At 30.3% G+C, this 24,098-nt stretch carries 17 protein-coding genes; 13 read left to right on the forward strand and 4 right to left on the reverse strand.

Annotated elements, in window-relative coordinates:
- Window positions 1-15: 15 nt before the first annotated feature.
- Window positions 16-399 carry a carbonic anhydrase gene (locus J2Z42_RS11880; RefSeq protein ID WP_209702993.1) on the reverse strand — a complete coding sequence of 128 codons (384 nt, stop codon included), beginning with the start codon at window positions 397-399 and terminating at the stop codon, window positions 16-18.
- A gap of 219 nt (window positions 400-618) precedes the next feature.
- Between J2Z42_RS11880 and J2Z42_RS11885 the strand changes: the two genes are divergently transcribed.
- From J2Z42_RS11885 to J2Z42_RS11915, 7 genes are all read left to right on the forward strand, one after another.
- Entirely contained in the window at window positions 619-1,371 is a 753-nt protein-coding gene (locus J2Z42_RS11885) for a DeoR/GlpR family DNA-binding transcription regulator (protein ID WP_209703009.1), read from the forward strand.
- Entirely contained in the window at window positions 1,368-2,273 is a 906-nt protein-coding gene (gene pfkB, locus J2Z42_RS11890) for a 1-phosphofructokinase (RefSeq protein WP_209702994.1), read from the forward strand. The genes J2Z42_RS11885 and pfkB overlap by 4 nt, the downstream gene beginning before the upstream one ends.
- Before the next feature lie 42 nt (window positions 2,274-2,315).
- Complete coding sequence (locus J2Z42_RS11895) at window positions 2,316-4,220, forward strand: PTS fructose transporter subunit IIABC (protein ID WP_209702995.1); 1,905 nt, start codon at window positions 2,316-2,318, stop codon at window positions 4,218-4,220.
- Between the two features lie 204 nt (window positions 4,221-4,424).
- On the forward strand, window positions 4,425-7,133 hold the full coding sequence (locus J2Z42_RS11900) for a YhgE/Pip domain-containing protein (RefSeq protein WP_209702996.1): 2,709 nt from the start codon (window positions 4,425-4,427) through the stop codon (window positions 7,131-7,133).
- Entirely contained in the window at window positions 7,133-9,175 is a 2,043-nt protein-coding gene (locus tag J2Z42_RS11905) for a leucine-rich repeat domain-containing protein (RefSeq protein WP_209702997.1), read from the forward strand. Before J2Z42_RS11900 ends, J2Z42_RS11905 begins: the two co-directional genes overlap by 1 nt.
- A 195-nt stretch (window positions 9,176-9,370) precedes the next feature.
- Window positions 9,371-9,802, forward strand: coding sequence for a Fur family transcriptional regulator (locus tag J2Z42_RS11910; RefSeq protein ID WP_209702998.1), 432 nt, complete (start codon window positions 9,371-9,373; stop codon window positions 9,800-9,802).
- Window positions 9,803-9,823: 21 nt separating this feature from the next.
- On the forward strand, window positions 9,824-10,882 hold the full coding sequence (locus J2Z42_RS11915) for an HD-GYP domain-containing protein (RefSeq protein WP_209702999.1): 1,059 nt from the start codon (window positions 9,824-9,826) through the stop codon (window positions 10,880-10,882).
- A gap of 45 nt (window positions 10,883-10,927) precedes the next feature.
- On the opposite strand, the gene J2Z42_RS11920 is transcribed toward J2Z42_RS11915, so the two are convergent.
- A complete protein-coding gene (locus J2Z42_RS11920) occupies window positions 10,928-12,658 on the reverse strand; it encodes an ATP-dependent metallopeptidase FtsH/Yme1/Tma family protein (RefSeq protein ID WP_209703000.1) in 1,731 nt (576 codons plus the stop codon).
- Window positions 12,659-12,823: 165 nt separating this feature from the next.
- Between J2Z42_RS11920 and J2Z42_RS11925 the strand changes: the two genes are divergently transcribed.
- The 4 genes from J2Z42_RS11925 (at window position 12,824) to J2Z42_RS11940 (ending at window position 18,849) form a co-directional block, all read left to right on the forward strand.
- Window positions 12,824-13,270 (forward strand): hypothetical protein, encoded by a 447-nt coding sequence (locus J2Z42_RS11925; RefSeq protein ID WP_209703001.1) that lies wholly within the window; start codon window positions 12,824-12,826, stop codon window positions 13,268-13,270.
- A 2-nt stretch (window positions 13,271-13,272) separates the two neighbouring features.
- Window positions 13,273-14,565 (forward strand): helix-turn-helix domain-containing protein, encoded by a 1,293-nt coding sequence (locus J2Z42_RS11930; protein WP_209703002.1) that lies wholly within the window; start codon window positions 13,273-13,275, stop codon window positions 14,563-14,565.
- A 71-nt stretch (window positions 14,566-14,636) separates the two neighbouring features.
- A complete protein-coding gene (gene clpB, locus J2Z42_RS11935; RefSeq protein ID WP_209703003.1) occupies window positions 14,637-17,243 on the forward strand; it encodes an ATP-dependent chaperone ClpB in 2,607 nt (868 codons plus the stop codon).
- Between the two features lie 304 nt (window positions 17,244-17,547).
- Window positions 17,548-18,849 carry an acetyl-CoA hydrolase/transferase family protein gene (locus J2Z42_RS11940; protein WP_209703004.1) on the forward strand — a complete coding sequence of 434 codons (1,302 nt, stop codon included), beginning with the start codon at window positions 17,548-17,550 and terminating at the stop codon, window positions 18,847-18,849.
- Between the two features lie 71 nt (window positions 18,850-18,920).
- Here J2Z42_RS11940 and J2Z42_RS11945 read toward each other — a convergent pair whose 3' ends face one another.
- A complete protein-coding gene (locus J2Z42_RS11945; protein WP_209703005.1) occupies window positions 18,921-19,652 on the reverse strand; it encodes a type 1 glutamine amidotransferase in 732 nt (243 codons plus the stop codon).
- Between the two features lie 16 nt (window positions 19,653-19,668).
- On the reverse strand, window positions 19,669-20,970 hold the full coding sequence (locus tag J2Z42_RS11950; RefSeq protein ID WP_209703006.1) for a Mur ligase family protein: 1,302 nt from the start codon (window positions 20,968-20,970) through the stop codon (window positions 19,669-19,671).
- Between the two features lie 280 nt (window positions 20,971-21,250).
- Between J2Z42_RS11950 and J2Z42_RS11955 the strand changes: the two genes are divergently transcribed.
- Both J2Z42_RS11955 and J2Z42_RS11960 read left to right on the forward strand, forming a co-directional pair.
- Entirely contained in the window at window positions 21,251-22,747 is a 1,497-nt protein-coding gene (locus J2Z42_RS11955; RefSeq protein ID WP_342590027.1) for a VanW family protein, read from the forward strand.
- Window positions 22,748-22,906: 159 nt separating this feature from the next.
- Window positions 22,907-23,740: an undecaprenyl-diphosphate phosphatase gene (locus J2Z42_RS11960; RefSeq protein WP_209703008.1), complete on the forward strand. Its 834-nt coding sequence runs from the start codon at window positions 22,907-22,909 to the stop codon at window positions 23,738-23,740.
- The last annotated feature ends 358 nt before the right edge of the window (window positions 23,741-24,098 follow it).

The following is a 24,098-nucleotide window of genomic DNA, read 5'->3' on the forward strand; positions in this document are numbered from 1 at the left end:
TACCTGTCACCAAAATTATATTTTTTCTACTTTAAAGCTCTCTCCCATCCAAAGTCCTACTACAGGAACATTTTTATATATTTTCTTAATTATATCTACAGATGATTTAATATGTTTTATATGAATGGCTTTATCAACTTTATTAGCGGCACAATCATAGTGTCCGGCTATAAATATTATCCTGGAATTATGAGAATTTAAGGATATATTTATTTTTTTGCCAAGTGAATTCATAAAATTTTTGTCATTAAGGTATATAACCTTGTCCATTCCAGGCTCTGATATTATATCAACATATTCCACATCATAATTTGACCTTATCCAATTTAGTGCGGGTAATTGTGTTCTTCCATCCATACAATTCAATAATGTAGCAAAGTTTTTAACTTTATTCTCCATAATCAAGTGACACCCCTTCATTTATATAATTTAAATAATTATATCACTTATAGTTTTGTTTATATAGCATATCCCATTTTTTAACATGGACTTGTCAGTAATATGAATGTTTTTGAATGTTTTTGAAATAAAATGATTGATTTTAGAAAAAAATAATATTATAATGTTTACATAGGATATATTTAAAGAGTTTATAAAGTTAAAGAAGGTGAAATGATTTTGCTTACAGAACAGCGCCATAAGATAATATTAGACGAGCTAGAAAAAAAGGGTATTGTAAAAATCAATGATCTTGTAAAACTTTTAAATACGTCAGAATCTACCATAAGACGTGATCTTGTTTATTTAGACAGCATAAATGCAGTAAGGAGAATCCACGGTGGTGCTGAAATACCAAAAGGTAAATTTATAGAACCAAGTTATCTTGAAAAGGAAATACGAAATGTAGAAGAAAAAAGAAAAATAGCAAAATTTGCAGCTTCACTTATTAATGAAGGAGATTGTGTATATCTAGATGCAGGGACATCGACTTTTGAAATGATTCAATATATAAATAAAAAAGAAATAATAATAGTGACTAACGGGCTAAAGCATATAAATGCTATTATTGAAAATAATATAAATGGATATATATTAGGTGGAAAAGTAAAAAATAGAACAAGAGCGGTTATAGGATCAGATGCACTTAGAAGCCTTGAAAAGTTCAGATTTGATAAATGTTTTTTAGGAATGAATGGTGTTCACCTAGAATATGGATTTACAACTCCGGACTCTGAAGAAGCCATACTTAAGAAAACTGCCATTAAACATTCAAGATGCAGCTATATTCTTGCGGATGGAAGTAAATTTGGAGAAGTTAGTTTTGTAAAGGTTGCCGATTTGAAAGAGGCTTCCATAATTACGGATTCCGAAGTAGAGGACTGCGAAATGTATTTAGAAAAAACTAAAATAAAGGTTGTGAAAAATTTATGATATATACAGTAACTTTTAATCCATCAATTGACTATGTAGTACAGGTTCATGATTTGACTTTAGGAATTGTAAATAGAGTTAGCAATGAAGCAAAATATGCAGGAGGAAAGGGAATAAATGTATCCAGAGTTTTAAAAAATCTTGGTGTATCAAGTAAAGCACTTGGATTTATAGGAGGATTTACAGGAAAGTTTGTAAAGGATTCTCTAAATAATGACGGCATAATAACTGATTTCATAGAGGTTAATGAGGACACAAGAATAAATGTAAAAATTAAATCAAATGAAGAAACTGAAATAAATGGAGCCGGACCTGATATAGATGAAAAGAACTTAAATGAACTATTAAAAAAAATAGAAAGTTTGAAATCTGATGATTTTATTGTACTTGCAGGGAATGTTCAAAAATCTTTGCCAGAGGACATATATTCTATAATTCAAAGAAAATGTCCGGACAGCAAGGTTATAGTAGATACTACAGGAAATGTTCTTACAGCCACATTAAAATATAAACCATTTTTAATAAAGCCTAATATACATGAGCTTGGAGACATATTCAATGTAGAAATTAAAGATATGAAGAAAGTTGTTTATTATGCTGATAAATTAAGAAATATGGGTGCTCAGAACATAATAATTTCTATGGGAGGAGATGGAGCGATGCTTGTGTGCAGTGAAGGTGTTTATACTGCTTCTGCACCAAAAGGAAAAGTTAAAAATTCTGTAGGCGCAGGTGACTCTGTTGTAGCTGGTTTTCTTGCTGAGTACACGAAAAGCTTTGATATAGTTGAAAGCTTTAGATATGGAGCAGCATCCGGAAGTGCTACTGCTTTTTCCATGGATTTATGTGAGAAGGAATATGTAGATGAATTACTTGATCAAGTTAAGGTTACTAAACTGTAATACAGAAAATATTATATATTTAATTAAAAGGGGGTAAAAATTATGAAAATTACTGAACTTCTAAGAAAAGATACAATAAAGCTTAGACTGGATTCAACGACAAAAGCAGATGTCATAGACGAACTTGTGAATATACTTGATAAAGCCGGAAAATTAAATGACAGGGAAGAATATAAAAAACAAATATTAAAAAGAGAGGCTGAATTTTCTACAGGAATTGGAGAAGGAATAGCAATACCTCATGCAAAAACAGCTGCAGTCAAGACACCTGCACTTGCATTTGGAATAAAAAAGGAAGGACTTGACTATGAATCATTGGATGGAACTGATGCACAGTTATTCTTTATGATAGCTGCAAGTGAAGGGGCAAACAATGAACATTTGGATACTCTTGCGAGACTTTCAAGCATGCTTATGAATAAAGAATTCAAAGATAATCTTATAAATGCAGGATCTCCTGATGAAGTATTAAGACTTATAGATACTCAGGAAAAAGAGTATATAAAAGCTAACAGCAATAGTGCAAAATCTGAAGAAACTGAAGAAACTCATGCTCCATCAAGCAAATATGTTCTTGCAGTTACAGCTTGCCCAACAGGTATAGCACATACTTATATGGCAGCTGATTCCCTTAACAATAAAGGTAAAGAAATGGGAATTGATATTAAAGTTGAGACAAATGGCTCTACCGGTGTAAAAAATAGACTCACTGATGAGGATATAAAAAAAGCAGATGGTATAGTTGTGGCAGCGGATAAACAGGTTGAAATGGGAAGATTTGATGGTAAAAAATTAATTGAAGTATCTGTATCAGAGGCTATTAAAGATCCTGAAGGACTTATAAATAAAGCTTTAAGTGAAGATGCTCCTGTATATCATGCAGATAAAAAAGATAAGTCAGGCAAAAAGACCAGAAGTGAGAGAAAAGGTTTTTATAAGCATTTGATGAATGGTGTTTCAAATATGCTGCCATTTGTTGTAGGTGGAGGTATACTTATAGCAATATCGTTTATGTTTGGCATAAAAAGTTTTGATCCTAAAGATCCTTCATATAATATTATATCAAAGCTTATACATGATGTTGGTGGGACATATGCATTTTCACTTATGGTTCCTGTACTTGCAGGTTTTATAGGAATGAGTATAGCAGACAGACCTGGTTTTGCACCAGCAATGGTTGGTGGACTTATAGCTGCTAACAATGGAGCAGGATTCTTAGGTGGATTGATTGCAGGATTTTTGGGCGGCTATGTTGTAGTATTGCTTAAGAAAGTATTTTCTGGACTCCCTGATTCACTGGAGGGAATAAAACCGGTTCTTTTGTACCCGCTTATTGGAATATTGATTACAGGAATTATAATGCTTCTGTTTATAGTAGATCCTGTTAAAGCAATAAATACCTGGTTGACTCAATGGCTTGGATCTATGGGAACTGCAAATAAGGTGATACTTGGAATTATATTAGGTGGAATGATGGCTATAGACATGGGCGGCCCTGTAAATAAAGCAGCATATACTTTTGGAATTGCAATGATAGCTGCTGGCAAATTTGAACCTCATGCTGCTATAATGGCAGGAGGAATGGTTCCTCCACTTGGAATTGCCATTGCAACTACTATTTTTAAGAATAGATTCGATAAAGAAGAAAGAGATGCAGGTAAAACATGTTATATAATGGGCGCAACATTTATAACAGAGGGTGCCATACCTTTTGCGGCAGCTGATCCGGCAAGGATAATTCCAGCTTCTGTAGTAGGTTCAGGAGTTGCAGGAGCACTTTCAATGATGTTTAACATAGGTCTTCCTGCACCTCATGGAGGAATATTTGTAATACCAATAGTCAACGGAAATCCTCTTCTATATGTATTTGCTATAATAATAGGATCCTTTATAACCGCTGCGCTCATTGGTTTTTTGAAAAAACCAATAATGACAGATGTTATGTAAATAAAATTTATAAAGTTGTGAACTCACAATCAGGAGTTCACAACTTTTTTATATGCCCCAGTATGACCTAATTTAATTTTAAATTATTAAAAAATTGTTAAGTATGGCTAATTACAAATTTAATATTGACATATACAAAAAAAAGGTGTTTAATGAAACCGACCAGTCAGTAAAGATTCTTGAAATTTGAAATGAGGAGATAGTATGAGATTTTTAAAAGTATTATGGGGTGATATAAAAAATGTATCGCGTAAAAGAATGCTTGCAATTGCTGTAATAGGAATAACCATGATACCTATTATTTATGGAGGACTTTATTTGGCAGCCTTTTGGGATCCATATGGAAAAACTCAATATATTTCTGTAGGAATTGTTAATTTGGATACTGGTAGTGTAATAGACAATGAAAAGAAAAATTATGGTAATGATATTGTAAAGGAATTAAAAAAGAATAATGATTTAAAATGGAACTTTACAAGTAATACCGAAAAAGCTGAGGAAGATTTGCAAAGTGGAAAATATTATGCAATTATGATAATACCTTCTGATTTTTCAAAGTGCCTTGCAGGGGTTGAAAAAGGTAATTTAAAAAGACCTGAATTTATATTTTCAACTAATAAGAAAAAAAATTATGTAGTTGGACTTATAGCCGATAAGGCATCTATAGCACTAAAAGATAAGATTAACAAGAAGATAATAGATAATATAGGGATAAAAGTATATGATAGTTTATATAAATTGAAAGATGGCATGAAAAGTGCTGCTGATGGAACATCTAAAGTTAAAGATGGAATTAAGACTATGAAGGATCAGGTACCTACATTATCAAGTGGAATAAATGAACTTGTAGATGGTTCCAATACATTGACGGATAAATTGGGCGATGCGGCAAATGGAAGTACTGAATTGAAAAATGGTATTGGAACATTGAATGATAAAATGCCGGATTTGATAGATGGTGTCAGCAAACTTTTAAATGGCTCGTCAACTTTGACTAATAAAATTGGAGATGCCTGGGATGGAAGTAAGACTATAAGAGATGGAGTAAGCTCATTAAATGATAAGATTCCTGAGCTCGGAGATGGAGTAGACAAACTGTATGATGGAGCAACCTCACTGCAAGATGGACTTCATGAAGTAAATGATAATATGCCTAAATTGGTAAGTGGTGTAAGTGATTTAAAAGATGGATCAGACAAGCTTAAAAATGGTATAGGGCAGTTAAAAACCAAATTAAGTGAAGCTCAAGATAATCTAAAACAGCAGGTAATAAGTAAAAAACAGGAAATATCTAAAGATTTGCTCCCAATAGTTGAAAACTTTAAAATTCAGATAGAAGGTATAGATAAATTATTAAGCAATTTACCCGATAATGAGTATAAGACTGCTATACAGCAAGCTTTAAATGACCAGGAAATTTTAATGCAGCAAATAGAAACTATATTAAATGACAATAGTTTTGATTCTGACAAGCTTGTGTCGGAAATAAACAATATTATAGGTACTCTTGAAAATATGAGAGATCATTTAGATCCAATTGCTAAATCAGACAAATTGCCATCACAGATAACTGATATGGTAAAACAAATTCAAAATCAAATTGATTTGACTGTTAATGCATTGAAAAATATAGAAACTTCAATAGGTAATGCTAAAAGTATGGTTGACCAATTAAATGATGGAATAGATCAGCTTTATGATGGGTCAAGCGAGTTATATAATGGACTGGATGAGTTATATGATAAAAGCAATGACCTGCAGGATGGTATAGGAACTTTATATGAAGGCTCACAAAATTTAAGAGATGGCATAGGTCAATTTAAGGATGCTATTCCTGAACTTCAAAATGGAGTCAATGATTTGTCAGATGGTACTGTAGATCTTTCAGATGGATTGATGAAAATACATGATGGTTCACAGACTCTTACAGATAAATTGGGAGAGCTTAATGATAAAATGCCCGATCTTCAGTCTGGTGTCCAGAAGCTTTATGATGGATCGACTGATCTTTCAGATGGACTTTTTAAATTATCAGATGGATCAAAGAAAATCAGAGATGGGCTTCAGAAAATTAAAGACAAAATGCCTGATCTTCAGTCTGGTATAAACAAGCTTTATGATGGAGTAGCAACATTACATGACAAGCTGGCAGATGGTGCACAACAATTGGCTGATAAATTGGGTGCAAGCAGCAGTGCGATGGGTAACTTCATGTCGGACCCATTGGATATGGAAAACAAACCATTGTATGATGTAAATGGATATGGAGAAGGCCTGGCACCTTATTTCATTAGTCTTGGACTTTGGGTTGGAGCACTTTTGATGTTCTTTGTAATAACAGATAAAACAGTTTCAGACGAAAAATTCGGACCTGTCTCCATGGTTTTGGGAAAATATTTGACTTACTCGATAATAGGTGTACTTCAGGCTTTATTTCTGAGCTTTGTAGTTATTAAACTAGGACTTAGACCTCCAAATGTGTATATATATTATGCATTTAATATATTTTTATCACTTACATTTATTGCTGTAATGCAGAACTTTATTTTCCTATTTGGAGATATAGGAAGGGTTATGTCAATAGTAGCACTTATTTTGCAGCTGACAAGTTCTGGAGGTACATTTCCTGGTGAACTTTTACCTAAATTTTTTAAAACTATAGGACCATTTTTACCATTTACGTATTCTGTATCTGCTATAAGGGAAATTAGTTGGGGCATAGATTACAATGTACTTAATAAAGATATAAAAGTTTTGGCGTCATTTTTGATAGTTTCTCTTGTGCTTACTTTAGTTATGAAGAAGTTTTTTGGAAAATATATTGTAGCTTTTGATATGAGACAGATATGTGAATCAAAACTTAAATCTGTTAATAAGGGGAGGCGAAAAACCGAGAATATCTCGGCAAAATAATGAATAATAAAAAAATATCTTTAATACTTGTGATAATGTTTTTATGTTCTTTTGTGTTTCCATATTCTAAAACCATAGTTTATGCAGAGGATAATGAAGCTGGAATAACTTTTGAAGATAAAAATCTGGATAGTGCCATAAGAGAAAAATTGAATAAAACAAGTGGAACTATAACTCAAAGTGATTTAGACACAATACATGATTTAAATATAAGAAATAAAAATATAAAAAGCTTGGATGGACTTGAAAAGTTGACAAATCTGTACACTTTGGATGCCAGCTTTAATGATATAGAAGATTTATCACCATTAAAAAATTTGATTTATCTTGAAAATATATATTTTTATCAAAACAAAATAAAAGATTTATCTCCTTTGTCTAATTTACGTGTGCTCAGAAAAGTTAATTTAAGTGGAAATAAAATTATTGATTTAAAACCTTTAAGAGAACATTATTGCTTGAAAGAGTTGGACTTGAGTAATAATGATATAAAAAATATAGATGATATTTCTAAATTATATACTTTAAAATCATTGACACTTTCAAATAATAAAATAGAAGATGTTTCAAGTTTGTCGGGCTTGCTTAATTTAACATCACTTTACCTCACGAAAAATAAAATAAAGGATATATCACCGCTCAGAAGCTTATCCAATTTAACAAAAATTGCACTTGATGAGAATCCTTTTAATGATGGCAAGCCGCTGATCAATATTAAAAATCTGCAGAGGGTATCGCTGGATAAGGATAAAATTAATGATATAAAGGATTTTACACCATCTAAGCTTCCTGATATAGTATGGCTGAAATATGGAGGAAGAGAGATAACTGATTTTAATGATCTAGACAACCGTATAGATAGTCCAAATGTACAGGTTAGTTTTAAGGATGCTAATCTGGAAAAGGCTATTAGAGATAATATAGATAAGAAAACGGGACCAATTTATAAATACGATGTTGAGTCTATAGAGAATTTAAATTTATTTGGCAAGAGAATAAATGATCTGTCAGGAATAGAAAATTTGACTGGATTGAAATCATTGAACATAGGATCAAATAATATATCAGATTTATCTTATATAAGCGGACTTACAAATTTGGAAAATCTTTATATTTATAATACTAAAATTGATAATGTAAAAAGCCTGGAGAATTTAACTAATCTAAAAAGTTTACAGGTATCTGGTACGAATATAGCGGATATTTTGCCACTTAGATATTTGACAAAATTAAAAACTTTAAATTTGAACAATAACAATATAGAAAATATAGATGAGCTTGAAGATTTAACAAGTTTAGAGAGTCTTGACTTGGGAAAGAACAGTATAAAAAATATAGATGTACTTAAGAATTTTAAAAATATAACAAATTTGAATATAGATGAAAATGATATATCCGATATAAATCCTGTAAGTTCAATGTCAGAACTAAAAAGGTTATCTATAAATAAAAATAAAATAACATCACTAAAGCCTCTGGAGGAAAATGATACTTTGACATGGATTTCTGCAAATAAAAATTGTTTGATTAATTTGGAGGGACTTGGCAGAGAGACTGATTTAAAAGAACTCCATGCAGATGATAATAAAATAAATGATATATCACAAATTGATAATCTTGATAATCTGGAAACTTTAAGTCTTGGAAATAATAATATCAACAATATAGAATACCTTGACAACATGAAGTATATCAATAGTTTGTATTTATATGGCAACAAAATAAAGGATATATCATCCCTAAAAAATATGAATGGCATGGTCAGGCTATATTTGAACAAAAATTGTATAGATGATATAACAGTTGTTTCCAACATGAAAGATTTAAAAATGCTTTATATAAGTGATAATAATATAACAAATATATATCCGCTTAAAGGTATGGAAAATTTAGAAACTCTTGATTTGGGAAATAACGCTGAACTTTCTAATATAGGAGTTATAAAAACACTTGAAAATCTTAAGAATATCACTCTTACAGGGACTAATGTTCCTAAAAATATCATAAATTCCATGCCAAATAGTATGGATATTACTAAATAATACATATATTGATAGATATGTGTATATTATCTAGTAATTTTAAGGGACAATTAGCATATATTATAAAATATACGCTAATTGTCCTAAATTACTATTTAAAATAATTAAATGATAGGTATATAATAAAGATACGTGTAATATTCTGCTATTAAATTAAAAGTTAATGTTGATTTTTCAATTAGTTGAGGTGATTTTATGGATTATGATGTTGAAAGATATTTGAGAAAATATAACATAAAAGTTACTAGACCTAGAATGAATATATTGGAGATACTTTTACACAGCGATGATGCTATGAATGCCGAAGATATATTGAAAAGGTGTAAATTGAAAAATGTAAATATTGATTTGTCTACAATATATAGGACAATGGAGCTTTTTGAAAATAAAAAGATAATAAAGAAATTTGACCTGGGATTGAATAAATCCAGTTATGGAATTATACGAAAAAAACATAAGCATATAGTTCAATGCAAATTATGCCATAAACAGGTAGAAATAGATTGTCCTATGGACGAAATAGAAGAAATAGTAAAAAATAAAACCGGTTTTGTACTTGAAGAAGAAAATTTAAATCTTAGATTAAGCGGAATATGTGAAAATTGCAGAAAGAAATTAATACATTAGACGTTTGATGAGGTGAGGGTAATGAGACTTGAATTTATAAATAGAATTAGAGAAAATGATGTGCTTGGTAAAAGTATATTTACACCACAGGGACAGATTTTATTAAAGTGTGGGATAAAATTAAATAATATTTATATAAATAAACTAAGAGAGCTGGGTGTTTCATACATTTATGTAGAGGATGAGAGATTTGAGGATGTTGATGTAGAAGATGAAAAATTAACACAGCTTAAGCAGCTCACTATGAAAAATATGAGCGGCATGGTTACTAATTTATATAATTGTGATGCAAATAAGCTTAAGAAATCACTTGATGTAGTTAAAGAATTGATAAATTATATAATCAATATGGGAGATGTTAACAAAAGTCTTCTTGATATTCAAACCTATGACAATTATACTTTTCTTCACTGTATAGATACTTGTATTATGGCTTCATTTTTGGGAATTACTTCTGGATTTTGTGTAAACGAGTTAGAGGAACTTGGAATAGGTGCCATGCTGCATGATGTAGGTAAGACTCAAGTACCTATTAAAGTATTAAATAAAAAGACAAAACTTACAGATGAAGAATTTGCAGAAATAAAAAAGCATCCTTTGTATGGAGCAGAAATTCTAAAAAAAATATTTTCAATTCCTGATTCTGTAATAAAAGTAGTTGAACAGCATCATGAAAGGGTTGATGGAAATGGATATCCATATGGTTTAACTTCAAAGCAAATAACTAAGTTTTCCAAATTAGTTTGTATATGTAATGTATACGATGCTGTAAGTAATGATAGATGTTATAGAGAAAAGTTCGGTTTAAATGATGCCTATGAATTGATACTATCAGGAAGTGATACTTCATTTGACAGAGAGTGTGTATTGAATTTCAAAAACACATTTGCCATTTATCCGCTTGGATGTCATGTGAAATTATCTAACAATGAAGATGGATATATTATAAGGCAAAACAGAGGTTTTCCGGATAGACCCGTGTTAAGGGTATTTAATGAAAAAGATTATAACAAAGGACAATTTCATGAAATTGATTTATTGGACAATACTAAAATTGTTATTTCGGGAACAATTGAATAGTTAACAACTTTTAAAGAGATAAAAATTGTTAACTATTCATTATAATTATTTTAAATCTTTTTCAAATAGTGTCTCATTTTTAATAAGTAAGTTTGATTTTACTTCTAAAAGATTTCTGTTATTTATGATAAGACTTTTAGTCTTTTTATAAATGGTATTTACTAATTTCTTGCATTCATCAATAATGTTATCCTGGTTTATATTTAAACTGGACAGCTCCTCTATGCTTAAGAGACCTATAGTGTCTCCCATACCATATCTTGCTATCATGTTGTAAGCTATGTTTGTACACTTTTTTAGATCATTGTGTGCACCTGTGGTAATGTAGTCTTTACCAAATATGATTTCTTCTGCAGCTCTTCCACCTAATAGGACCATCATTTTTTTTATTAAATAATTTTTATTTTGGTACAATCTATCCTCCGGAATGCTCAAGGTATATCCTCCTGCACCTTTGGTACTAGGTATAATTGTAACTTTTGATACTTTTTCCTCTGGAAGCATTTTTAAAGATACAATAGCATGTCCAATTTCATGATAAGCAGTAATATTTTTATCTATATCTTTAATGTAATCCCTGTTTTTTTTCTCATATCCAGCCAGTATTATTGAAAAGGCCCTATCAATATGAATATCTTCAATTTTAGGACTATTTTCTTTACATGCTATGATAGCAGCTTCATTTATTAAACTTTCAATTTTGGCACCTGAAAAATAAGCTGTTTTTTCAGACCATGTGTGGATGTCTATATCACCGGCAGGTTTGTTTTTTAAATGAAGATTAATTATTTTTTCTCTTGCACATATATCAGGAAGAGTTATTTCTATATGTCTGTCGAATCTTCCCGGTCTCAAAAGTGCAGGATCCAAAGTATCCAGTCTATTTGTTGCAGCCATAACTACAATGTTGTTATTTTCATTAAAACCTGACATTTCAGTGAGTAATGCATTTAAAGTCTGATCTCTTTCATCAGAACCTGAGGCAGCTCCATTTTCTCTTTTTTTACCTATGGCATCTATTTCATCTATAAATATAATACATTTGCCTTTTTTGTTATTTCTAGCTTTTTTAAATAGCTGCCTTATACGACTGGCACCTACGCCCACATATACCTGCACAAAATCAGAGCCTGACATTGCATAAAATGGAACTTTTGCTTCACCTGCAACTGCTTTTGCCAGCAGAGTTTTACCGGTTCCAGGGTCACCATATAATATTATTCCTCTTGGTATTCTGGCACCATAGGATTTATATTTTTCAGGATTAATCAAGAAATCAACTACATCTTGAACACTTTCTTTTGCTTCTTCATTTCCTGCCATATTTTTAAAAGTAAAGTCAGGATTTTCAAGAGCTATGGCATCCATGGAATCAACTGATAGAGATTTTTTCGTTTTAAATTTTGAAGATTTTAAATAAATTAAAGTTATCCACATTGTGGACAATATTAATATGGAAGAAGAATACTTTTCCATATTACTTAATGGATAATTTTCTAGAACAGTTATGTTTTTATTAAGAAGATTTTCTTTAAAGCTGTCTGTTCCGGGATTGTCTGTTTCATATAATTGTCCATTCAATAATTTAAATCTTATTTTGCTTGAATTTATAATGTAGACTGTGGATATTTTTTTGTTATTTAGTTTGCTTTTAAATTGTGTATAAGATATATTTTCAATAGATTTAGTGCTGTACTTTGAAAACAAAAATGCAGATAGCGAGAATATAAACAACATGATCGGTAATATTATTGATTTTAATTTTATTTTTTTCATACAATCACCTATCTTAAAAAATTTTATTATTAATTGAATTATTGTTAATTCGATTATTATAATAATATAGTACATATATCAAATAGTCCAATTAAAATCATAAATTTTGCTAAAGCAATTTATGGCAACAATTAATATTTTTGAAGGCTAGGGAGGAGAGTATAAATGAGAATATCTGCTGCTAAATTTAAATTTACAGAAAAAGATATATTAAATATAATAAAGGATTACGTGCAATTAGACGAAATTAATATAGAAGAGGTATTAATAGGCGAAATAGTGATTATTAAGGGTAAATATGTAAAAAAATTAAATGTACCTTTTGAAATTCAAATAGGAATAGGCAGTATAAAAAACAATTATTTAAATATAAAAATATATAAGCTGAAGGTAATGGGATTAAAAATAGCTGGATTAATTAAAGATGCCATAACAAAAAACATTATAAATGATTTATTCAGTTATGGGATGAGATTGAATAACGACACAATATTAATAAATTTAAGCGATATTGTAAAATTAATACCTCATTTTAATTTTAATTTAACAAAAATAAATATTGTGGATGGTACATTGGAATTAGAAGCAGAAAATATAGTAAAGGAAGAGTGATTATGGAGATATTGTCCATGGGAGAAAAAATTAAAAGAAAAAGGAAAGAGATTGGCATGACCTTAAAAGATCTTGCAGGAAATAGAATAACTCCAGGACAAATAAGTCTGGTTGAATCAGGAAAATCAAATCCTAGTATGGATTTACTTGAATATTTGGCTGAACGATTAAATACTTCTGTTGAGTATTTGATAGAATCAGAAGAGAAACAGGCAGAAAAAAATTGTACGTATTTTGAAAATATTGCCGAATCCTATATAATTAATGATTATTTGATTCAAGCAGAGGAGTATACTGACAGGGCATTGTATTATGCTGAAAAGTATAACTTGGATAGTAAAAGAGCAAAAGATATATTTTTAAAAGGCAAAATATATATGGCAAAAAAAGAATATCCGCTGGCACAACAATATTTTTTGTCTGCAAATGTAATATTTATAAAGAATAATCAATATGATCAAATTATAAATACATTTATCTACATGGGGAAAATAACTATGATATTGAAGTCATATCAATCTTCCTGCAACTATTTTAAACAGGCTGAAGAAGTTTATAATAATTGTAATTTTGGAAATGATTTTTTAATAGGGAAAATTTATTATTATATGGCTTCTGTATATTTTAAATTGGAGGATATAGAGAAAGCTATAAGTTATTCTTATCTTGCAAAAGAGAAGTTTAAGCAAGTGAATAATAATAGTGAATATGCAAAAGTAGTTTTTTTAATGGCTGATGAGTACAATAAAAAAGGCGATTTGAATAATGCCATAAAGTATTCAAGGAAAGCTCTTGATATGTATAAAAGTATAAATGATTTAGGAAATACTGCAAAAATTGAGAATAATTTAGGAAAGCTATTCTACGAATTTGACAATATAGAAGAGTCTTTTATACATTTAAATAAGTCAAAAGAATTGAGAATAAAAATTAAAGATCCAGATATAATAGAGACACTCAAAAACATATGTGAGAATTATATAAAACTGAAGGATATAGAAAATGCAAAAAAAATTCTCCATGAAATACTGGATAAAATACAAAAATCTGATGACAAATTATTGATTCAATATTATTTGCTTAAATATAGGATTGAAATACTTGAGGATAATAAAAAACAGGCTGAAAATACTTTAATTGATGCATTGAAATATGCTGATAATATGAATTTTGTTGAGGAAAGTGGAGAAATTGCTATTTTAGTTGGAAAATTTTATATTGAAAATGGCGATAGTAATAAGGCTGCTAAGTATTTAAGCATGGGAGTAGATGTATTAAAAAACTTTAAATCTTGAAATAATATATAGTAGCTTTATAATAATATTAAAAGATAACTTGATTTAATTTTTATTAGGAGGTCACATAAATGAATGTAGATAAACTTACTGTAAAAGTTCAACAATCACTGAATGAAGCACAACTTACAGCTGTAAGGCATAATCATCAACAAGTTGATACTATTCATCTGTTTTCTGCATTAATTTCAGAAGAAGATGGATTAATTTCAAACATATTTGAGAAAATTGGAGTAAATGTTGATGCTCTAAGGAAAGAAACAGAAGCTGTACTTAATAAAATGCCAAAAGTTCTTGGAGAGGGAGCACAAAATTCTTCAGTTTATGCTACAAGAAGATTTGAAGAAGTACTTGTTAAAGCAGAGAGCATAGCTAAAAAATTTAAAGATTCTTATATAAGTGTAGAGCATGTTATGCTTGGAATTATGGAAGTACATTCTGATGATGTAGATGAAATATTAAAAAAATTTAATATAAAAAAGAAGGATTTTCTGGAAGCACTTTCAAAAGTAAGGGGAAATCAGACTGTAGATACTAACGACCCTGAAGGAACTTATGAAGCACTTGTTAAATATGGTAGAAATTTAGTTGAAGAAGCTAAAAAACATAAATTGGATCCTGTTATTGGAAGAGATGAAGAGATTAGAAGGGTAGTCAGAATTCTTTCAAGGAGAACTAAAAACAATCCTGTACTTATTGGAGATCCTGGTGTTGGTAAAACGGCTATAATTGAAGGATTGGCTGAGAGAATAGTAAGAGGTGATATACCTGACGGATTGAAGAACAAGATAATATTTTCTCTTGACATGGGGGCTCTTATTGCCGGAGCTAAATTTAGAGGTGAATTTGAGGAAAGATTAAAGGCTGTACTCAAGGAAGTCCAAAAAAGTGAAGGTAAAATATTACTATTTATAGATGAAATTCATACTATAGTTGGTGCTGGAAAAACAGAAGGTTCGATGGATGCAGGCAATTTGATAAAACCAATGCTTGCAAGGGGAGAACTTCACTGTATTGGTGCAACAACTTTTGATGAATACAGGAAATATATAGAGAAGGATAAGGCACTTGAGAGAAGATTCCAACCTGTAATTATAGATGAACCTTCAGTGGAGGATTCCATCTCAATACTTAGAGGTCTTAAAGAAAAGTTTGAAATATACCATGGAATAAGAATTCATGATTCTGCTATAGTTGCGGCTGCCAAACTTTCAGATAGATATATACAGGACAGGTACCTGCCTGATAAGGCTATAGATCTTATTGATGAGGCCTGTGCTATGATAAGGACTGAAATTGACAGTATGCCTGTTGAAATGGATACGGTAAAAAGAAAGGTATTTCAACTTCAAATTGAAAAAGAGGCACTTTCCAAAGAACAAGATAAGTCCTCACAGGAAAGACTCAAATATATAGAAAATGAATTGAGTAATTTACAGGATAAGGATAAGCAGCTTACGGCCAAGTATGATAAAGAAAAAAGCGCAATAACGGAAGTAAGAAATTTAAAGGAAAAACTGGATAATACAAGAGGCCAAATTGAAAAAGCCGAAAGAGAATATGATTTAAATAAAGCTGCCGAACTAAAGTATGGAATTATTCCAACATTGCAGAAGGAAATAGAAGAAAAAGAAGAAATTATAAGGAAAAATGGAGAAAAATCCATGCTAAAAGAGGAGGTAACAGAGAAGGAAATATCTGAAATAGTATCAAAATGGACAGGTATACCCGTATCAAAATTAGTTGAAGGTGAAAGAAAAAAACTTATAAAACTTGAAGAAGAGCTTTCAAAGAGAGTAATAGGACAGAATGAAGCTGTTACTGCAGTTTCAAATGCAGTAATAAGAGCCAGGGCAGGGATGAAAGACCCTAAAAGACCAATAGGATCGTTTATATTTTTAGGACCTACAGGAGTAGGTAAGACGGAACTTGCTAAAACTCTCGCAAGAACTTTATTTGATACAGAGGAAAATATAATAAGAATAGATATGTCTGAATACATGGAAAAATATTCTGTATCAAGGCTTATAGGAGCGCCACCTGGATATGTAGGCTATGAGGAAGGCGGTCAGCTTACAGAGGCTGTAAGGAGAAAGCCATATAGTGTAATATTATTTGATGAAATAGAAAAAGCTCATGATGATGTATTTAATATTTTCCTTCAAATACTGGATGATGGGAGACTTACAGATAATCAAGGAAAAGTTGTAGATTTTAAAAACTGTATTATAATTATGACATCTAATATAGGCAGCAGCTATCTTCTTGAAAATAAAGATAGTACTACAATAGATAAAAGCATAAGAGATAAAGTCATGAATGAAATGAAAGGCAGGTTCAAACCTGAATTTTTAAATAGATTAGATGAAATAATAATGTTCAAACCATTGAACACTGATGAAATAAAATCCATAATAGATATTTTCCTTGAAGATATTAAGAATAGACTTAAAGATAAAAATATATCTATTAATATAACTGAAATGGCAAAAGAAACCATGGCTAAAGAAGGATACGATCCTGTTTATGGGGCAAGACCGCTTAAGAGATATATAGAAAATACTCTTGAAACTTCAATAGCAAAAAAAATAATAAATGGTGATATATATGAAGGATGTTCTGTTGAAGTAGATTTTAAAGATAATGAATTCTTAATAAATGTAAACAAGCAAGAATAAAAAATTAAAGTTATCTTCTAATACATTTTAGAAGATAGCTTTAATTTTTGTAAATCATAGTATTTATAAGATATTTTCAGATATAGCTATTATTTTAACAATAATTGAATATTACTCAAATAATATCACATAAAAGGAATTTTATTAATTTTGAATAAATTCTCATATTATAATATAATGTTAAATGTAGATATTTATAAGCTTTTTATAGCCATAATTGTAGTTTTTTTAACAAACTAAAATAAATTTTCAATAGATAAAATTAGTAATTTATATTATACATAATTTTTGGGAGGATGGTTTTATGAATTTTAAAGACTTATATAAGAGCAAAGTTGTTACTGCAGACGAGGCTGTGTCACACATTAAACCTGGTGACAAGGTAGTATTTGGTCATGCATGTGCAGAACCACAAGTATTACTTAATGCTATGGTTGACAACAAAGAAAAATTTAAAGGCGTAGAGTTATATCATATGATACCTAAGGATCAAACAAGATATGTAGAAAAGGGAGTAGAAAAGTATATTCACGATAATTCATTTTTTACAGGAAAAGGTACTAGTGAAGCTGTTGAAGAAGGAAGAGCCGGATTTATTCCTGTATTTTTCCACGAAATACCAAGACTTTTTCAGGATGGATATATTCCTGTAGATGTAGCACTTATTGAAGTAAGCAAACCAGATGAACATGGATTTTGCAGCTTTGGTGTATCAAATGACTACATACATTCAGGTGCAGAATGCGCTAAATTAGTAATTGCTGAAGTAAATGAAAATATGCCAAGGGTAATGGGAGATTGTTTTATACACATTTCAGATATTGATTACATAGTTGAAAGTTCACGTCCTGTAGTTGAAATGCAGCCTTCAAAAATTGGAGAAGTAGAAAAGACTATAGGAAAATATTGTGCATCTCTTATAGAAGATGGTTCAACACTTCAACTTGGAATAGGTGCTATTCCAGATGCAGTACTTTTATTCTTAAAGGATAAAAAAGATTTAGGAATACATTCTGAAATGATATCTGATGGAGTTGTTGAATTAGTTGAAGCAGGAGTAATTACAAATAAGAAAAAGGCACTTCATCCAGGAAAGATAGTTGTAACCTTCCTTATGGGTACAAAGAGATTATATGATTTTATAGATAATAATCCTATGGTTGAATCATATCCTGTAGATTACGTAAATGAACCTACAGTTGTTATGCAGAATTCAAAAATGGTATGTATAAATTCTTGTGTGGAAATAGATTTAATGGGTCAGATATGTTCAGAAAGTATTGGAATGAAACAGATAAGTGGTGTAGGTGGACAGATCGATTTCATTAGAGGTGCAAGCAATGCTAAAGATGGAAAATCAATTATTGCAATACCATCAACTGCAGCTCATGGCAAAGTTTCAAGAATAGTTCCATTCATAAATCATGGAGCAGCTGTTACAACTTCAAGAAATGATGTTCACTATGTAGTTACAGAATATGGTATAGCTCAGCTTAGAGGTAAGACACTTCAAGAAAGAGCTAGAGAACTCATAAAAATTGCACATCCAAAATTCAGAGATGGATTAATGGAGGAATTTGAAAAGAGATTTCATTGTAAATTTTAATTAGCTTTCTCAAAATTTTTAAATAAATTATATTCTTATATTCAAAATAAAAGTACCGATAACCGGTACTTTTATTTTTTTAAGGATTCTCTCTTTATTATAAATTCTTTTGCGTGCATTTCAAGACTATTATCTATAGGTTCCAATTCTATTTTTTTATTGTATTTTTTTGATAATGCAATTTTTATAAACCTATCAGCCAGTTCTGGATTTTTGGATAAAAGAGAGCCATGAAAGTAAGTCCCAAAGCAATTTTTGTATATACATCCTTCATAACCGTCTTCACCATTGTTGCCATAACCCTCGACTACTTTTCCAAGTGGTTCGAGAGAGCCTATATAAGTTCGCCCGGAATGATTTTCAAATCCAACATAAGTTTCATTGAATTTTTCATTGTGGATTACAGTATTTCCTATGAATCTTTTTTTACCGCCTTTTGTATATATATCAAGTACACCGAGTCCCGGCAGCTTTTCACCCTGTGGGGTAGTATAATATTTGCCGAGCAGTTGATATCCACCACATATGGATAAAAATAGTTTTCCGTTTTCGATGTAGCTTGTTATACTGTCCTTTTTATTTTCTATTAAATCTTCAGATACAATGGATTGTTCATAATCTTGTCCGCCTCCAAAGAGCACAATGTCATATTTATCGGATTCAAAAGCATCTCCCAAGGAAATATTAGTTAGATTTATCTTTATACCCCTTTTTTCAGCTCTGTATTTTAATATTTTAATATTTCCTAAATCACCATAAACGTTTAATAAATCAGGATATAGATGACATATGTTAAGTTCCATTTTAACACCACCTTATCTACCATAATTTTTTTATGTATCCTTTGGAATTTAAATATTTTCTAAAACCTATCATGGATGTATATGTTGCTAAAACATACACTCTGTTTTGCTTGCACTCTTTTATTTCATCAGTGAGTTTGCTATAATCTTTACATAGTATGAATTTTTTCTCGTCAAGTCCTGCAACTTTAAGTCTGACGCCCATATCATAAAGTCTTATACCTGAAATCAATACATTATCTATATTAAGTGAAGACAAGCTTTCAAAATTTACATCCCATATCCAGGATACATCCCTTCCATCTGCATAATTATCATTTAAAAGTACTGCAAGATTAAACACTCTTTTGTCAAGCTTTATGCTATTTATAGCTTCGTTATAACCCGCCGGATTTTTTACAAGTATTATCCTGACTTCCCTACCTTCTACATCTATAATTTCTTGTCTTCCAAAACTGCTTTTTTGAGTTTTAAGGGAATCATGAATTACAGATTCGGGTATATCACAGACCTTTGCTATGGAATAAGCACACAAGGCGTTATACATATTATAAGCGCCAGGTTGATTTATGTAGAATTCATTGCCTCCTATTACAACAAGTGAACCATCCTGGGATTTTTCTTTAATTTCATCTATGCTGTAGTCAAGATTTGGTCTCTTATAGCCGCAGTTATCACAATAGAAATCCCCTAGATGACTATAAGTTATGAAATTGTACTTATAAGGATGTTTACATTTTTTACAGAACTTAGAATCAGCATTTATGTCAACCGTATTACTTTTCCTCAATCCACATTTAAATCCATAGTAGATTGTTCTGTTTGGAAGTCCTAAATCACCAAGTAGTGGTTCGTCACCGTTTAATACTAAGTTTGCAAGAGGTACTTTTTTTATACCATTTAGAATTTTATCCATTGTTGTATATACTTCACCATACCTGTCCAGCTGATCTCTAAAAAGGTTAGTTACAGTTATTATATCAGGAGTTACATAATCAGCTAAAAGTGTCAAATTTGCTTCATCACATTCTATAACTGCATAAACTGTTTTGCTACATTTTTTAAAAGAAAAATTTTCTACAAAACAAGAAACTATTCCAGTTAACATATTTGCACCTGTATTATTGGTTATTACAGGCTTGTCACTATCTTTCAACATATTATACACCATGCTTGTAGTTGTAGTTTTTCCATTGGTACCGGTTATAATTATAATATTATAGTTCTTGCAAACGGTTTTTAAAATATCTTTATCTAATTTCAAGGCTACTTTGCCAGGAAAATTACTTCCTCCTTTAAATAGAATTTTTGAAAGCATTATAATTGTTTTGGAAACTATAATGCTAAAAAAAGATTTTATATTAATTTTTCACACCACCTTTTATTTAAAAATAGTATCAGCTATTTTTAACTCTTAAATATTATAATACAATATGATAAATTTTACATCAATAAATTAAAATAACTTGAATTATCTGAAACTATAATATGGTAGAAATAGTCAAGAAAGTGATTTAAATAAAGGTAGTTTTATAGTATAATTAAACCGGTATAAATAAATTATAATGTAAGTTATGTACCAGATAGAGAGTGATATTGTGTTAAGGAAATATGAAGGTAAAGAAATTAGCCCTGTGAAAAAAATAGTAATTGGTGTTTCGATATTAATAATTATGATTATACTTATAATATATCAGAATAACACTGCAAAAGCATGGTCCAACCGCATATATCCCGGAGTAAAAATTGAAAACCAGGATTTATCCGGAAAGACAAGATATGAAGCAAAAAATATCATGAAACAAAAGTATGAAACTGGAATTATAAAAAATAAGCTAAATATTAAAAGCAAATCTTCAACATATACATTGGAAATTTCTAAAATAGATCCTAAATATAATATTGATGAAACTGTAGACAAGGCTTTCAATTATGGTAAAGATAGAAGCTTGTTTAAAAAGTTTGAACTTATAAAATTTTCACCTGCTAAACAATATGATTTAAAGTTTACGTATAATTATAAAGTTTTAGATGAATTAATAGAAAAAATTAAAAAAGACGTAAATAAAGAACCTGTAAATGCAACCTTGAATATAAATGGAGAAAAAATTAAAGTAGTTTCAGAAAAAAAAGGTGAGGAATTACAAAGTGACAAGCTTAAAAGTGAAATTTTATCTAAAATGAATTTAAAAAGTGGACAAGATATACAGATACCTATGAAAGTAGTAAATGCAAAAATAATATCAGGTCAAATATCAAGTATAAATTCTAAAATAAGTGAATTTAGTACAGAGTATGGTTCTATGTCTTCCGATGAGAGAGCAAATAATATAATGCTGGCTACACAAAGTGTAAATGGTAAAATACTAATGCCGGGTGATACTTTTAGCTTTAATAATGTGGTTGGAGAAAGAACGGCACAAAGGGGATATGAAGCTGCTCCTGTAATTATAGGCGATAAGGTCGATTCTGGACTAGGCGGCGGAATATGTCAGGTATCAACTACACTGTATAATGCAGTTATTAGAGCAAATATAAAATCAACTGAAAGGACACATCATACATTACCATCTCATTATGTTAAATTGGGTATGGATGCTACGGTGGATTATGGAAGCCTGGATTATAAGTTTAAAAATACTTTGAAATATCCAATATACATTGAAGGAGATACTTCCGGCGGAATGATTTCATTTAATATATATTCCAATAAATCGCTGGCAAATGTAATAACTAATATAGATTCGCAAGTTTGTAAGACTGTAAAACCAGGTATAGAATATGTGGATGATCCTACATTGAAGAAAGGAGAAACGGAAGTAGTTACACCTTCATCAACTGGATATGAAGTAAAAGTTACAAAAATCACAACACAAAATGGAAGAACAATTAGCCAGGGTTTAATTGCTGATGATTATTATGAACCTGTAGATGCAGTTATAAAAAGAGGAACTAAAGAGGAAGAAAAGCCTGCAGTTAACCAGTCTGCAGTCGCTGCAAATCCACCTGCTGCAAATCCAGGCGCAAATCCAGGCGGACAACCTAATAAACCGGATAGCAAACCGGATAATGGGAACGAGGCAAATAATAAGTAAAATAGAGTTAAGAATTAATAGTTTATGTGTATTTTTAAGGTATACAAATATTTATGCAAAGTTAACAATAGGATTCTTGTATGAAGACTTAAAATCATAGTATAATTAAAATTGTTTAAAATTTGGTCTAAAAAATTAATAAGAGAGTGAGTGTAATCAATGGAATTAATGCTTATGATTAAAGCTGTTGTTATAGGAATAGTAGAAGGAGTAACAGAATTTTTGCCAATATCTTCTACAGGACATATGATAATAGTAGGTAGTTTAATTAATTTTCAATCCCCTGCTTATAGAAAAGCTTATGTAGATATGTTTGAAGTTGTTATTCAACTTGGAGCAATACTTGCAATACTAGTTCTTTACTGGAATAAAATATCAGGTTCTTTAAAAAATTTGGCACCTGGCAAATGGGGGTTTAAGCTATGGTGCAATATGTTAATTGCATTTATACCAGCTGCTGTTATAGGATTGAAGTTCAATGATATGATAAAGGCTAAACTGTTTAATCCGGTTACAGTTGCCTGTGCACTTATATTTGGTGGTTTCCTTATGATATATATGGAAAATAAATATAGAAGGGGCAATAGCACAAACAAAATTGAAAATGTAACTCCTATGCAGTCATTCAAAATAGGATGCTTTCAGTGCCTTTCACTTTGGCCTGGAATGTCCAGGTCTGCATCCACAATAATGGGAGCATGGGTGAGCGGACTTACAAATGTAGCTGCAGCAGAATTTTCATTTATTCTGGCTATACCAACTATGATAGCAGCATCAGGTTATTCATTATTAAAAGTGAAGATAAAGATGACAAGCCCTGAAATTATAGCTCTTGTTATAGGTTTTGTTGTTTCATTTATAGTTGCTTTAGTAGTTGTAGATAAATTCATAGCATTTCTGAAGAGAAAACCTATGAGAGTATTTGCTATTTATAGAATAGTTATTGGAATATTAGTACTTATTTTAGCATACAAAAATATTATACATGTATAAATAAATAGAGAAAAAAGCCCATGTCTTTAAAACGTGGGCTTTTTTCTCTATTTGAATTTATTATAAATGATATAAACATAACCTTGTGTATCAATATGATTATATTGGAGATAAAGCGAAATATATATATAAATTACGAGATAAATTAATTTAATGGATATATTAAAGATGGCTATTGTTAAAGTATGTGCTATAATAATTTACGTTGTGTCAAACGGGGCGGCCAAATGAGCCAAACAGCAAAAGTTTAAAAAAATGAAAGCTTTTAAAATATTTTGTAAAAAAGTGTTGACAAACAAAAATACAGGTGATATACTGTAAAAGCTGTCTGAGGAGACAGCGAGAATGATCCTTGAAA

The organism is Clostridium algifaecis, from assembly GCF_017874415.1.
GTDB lineage: Bacteria > Bacillota > Clostridia > Clostridiales > Clostridiaceae > Clostridium_B > Clostridium_B algifaecis.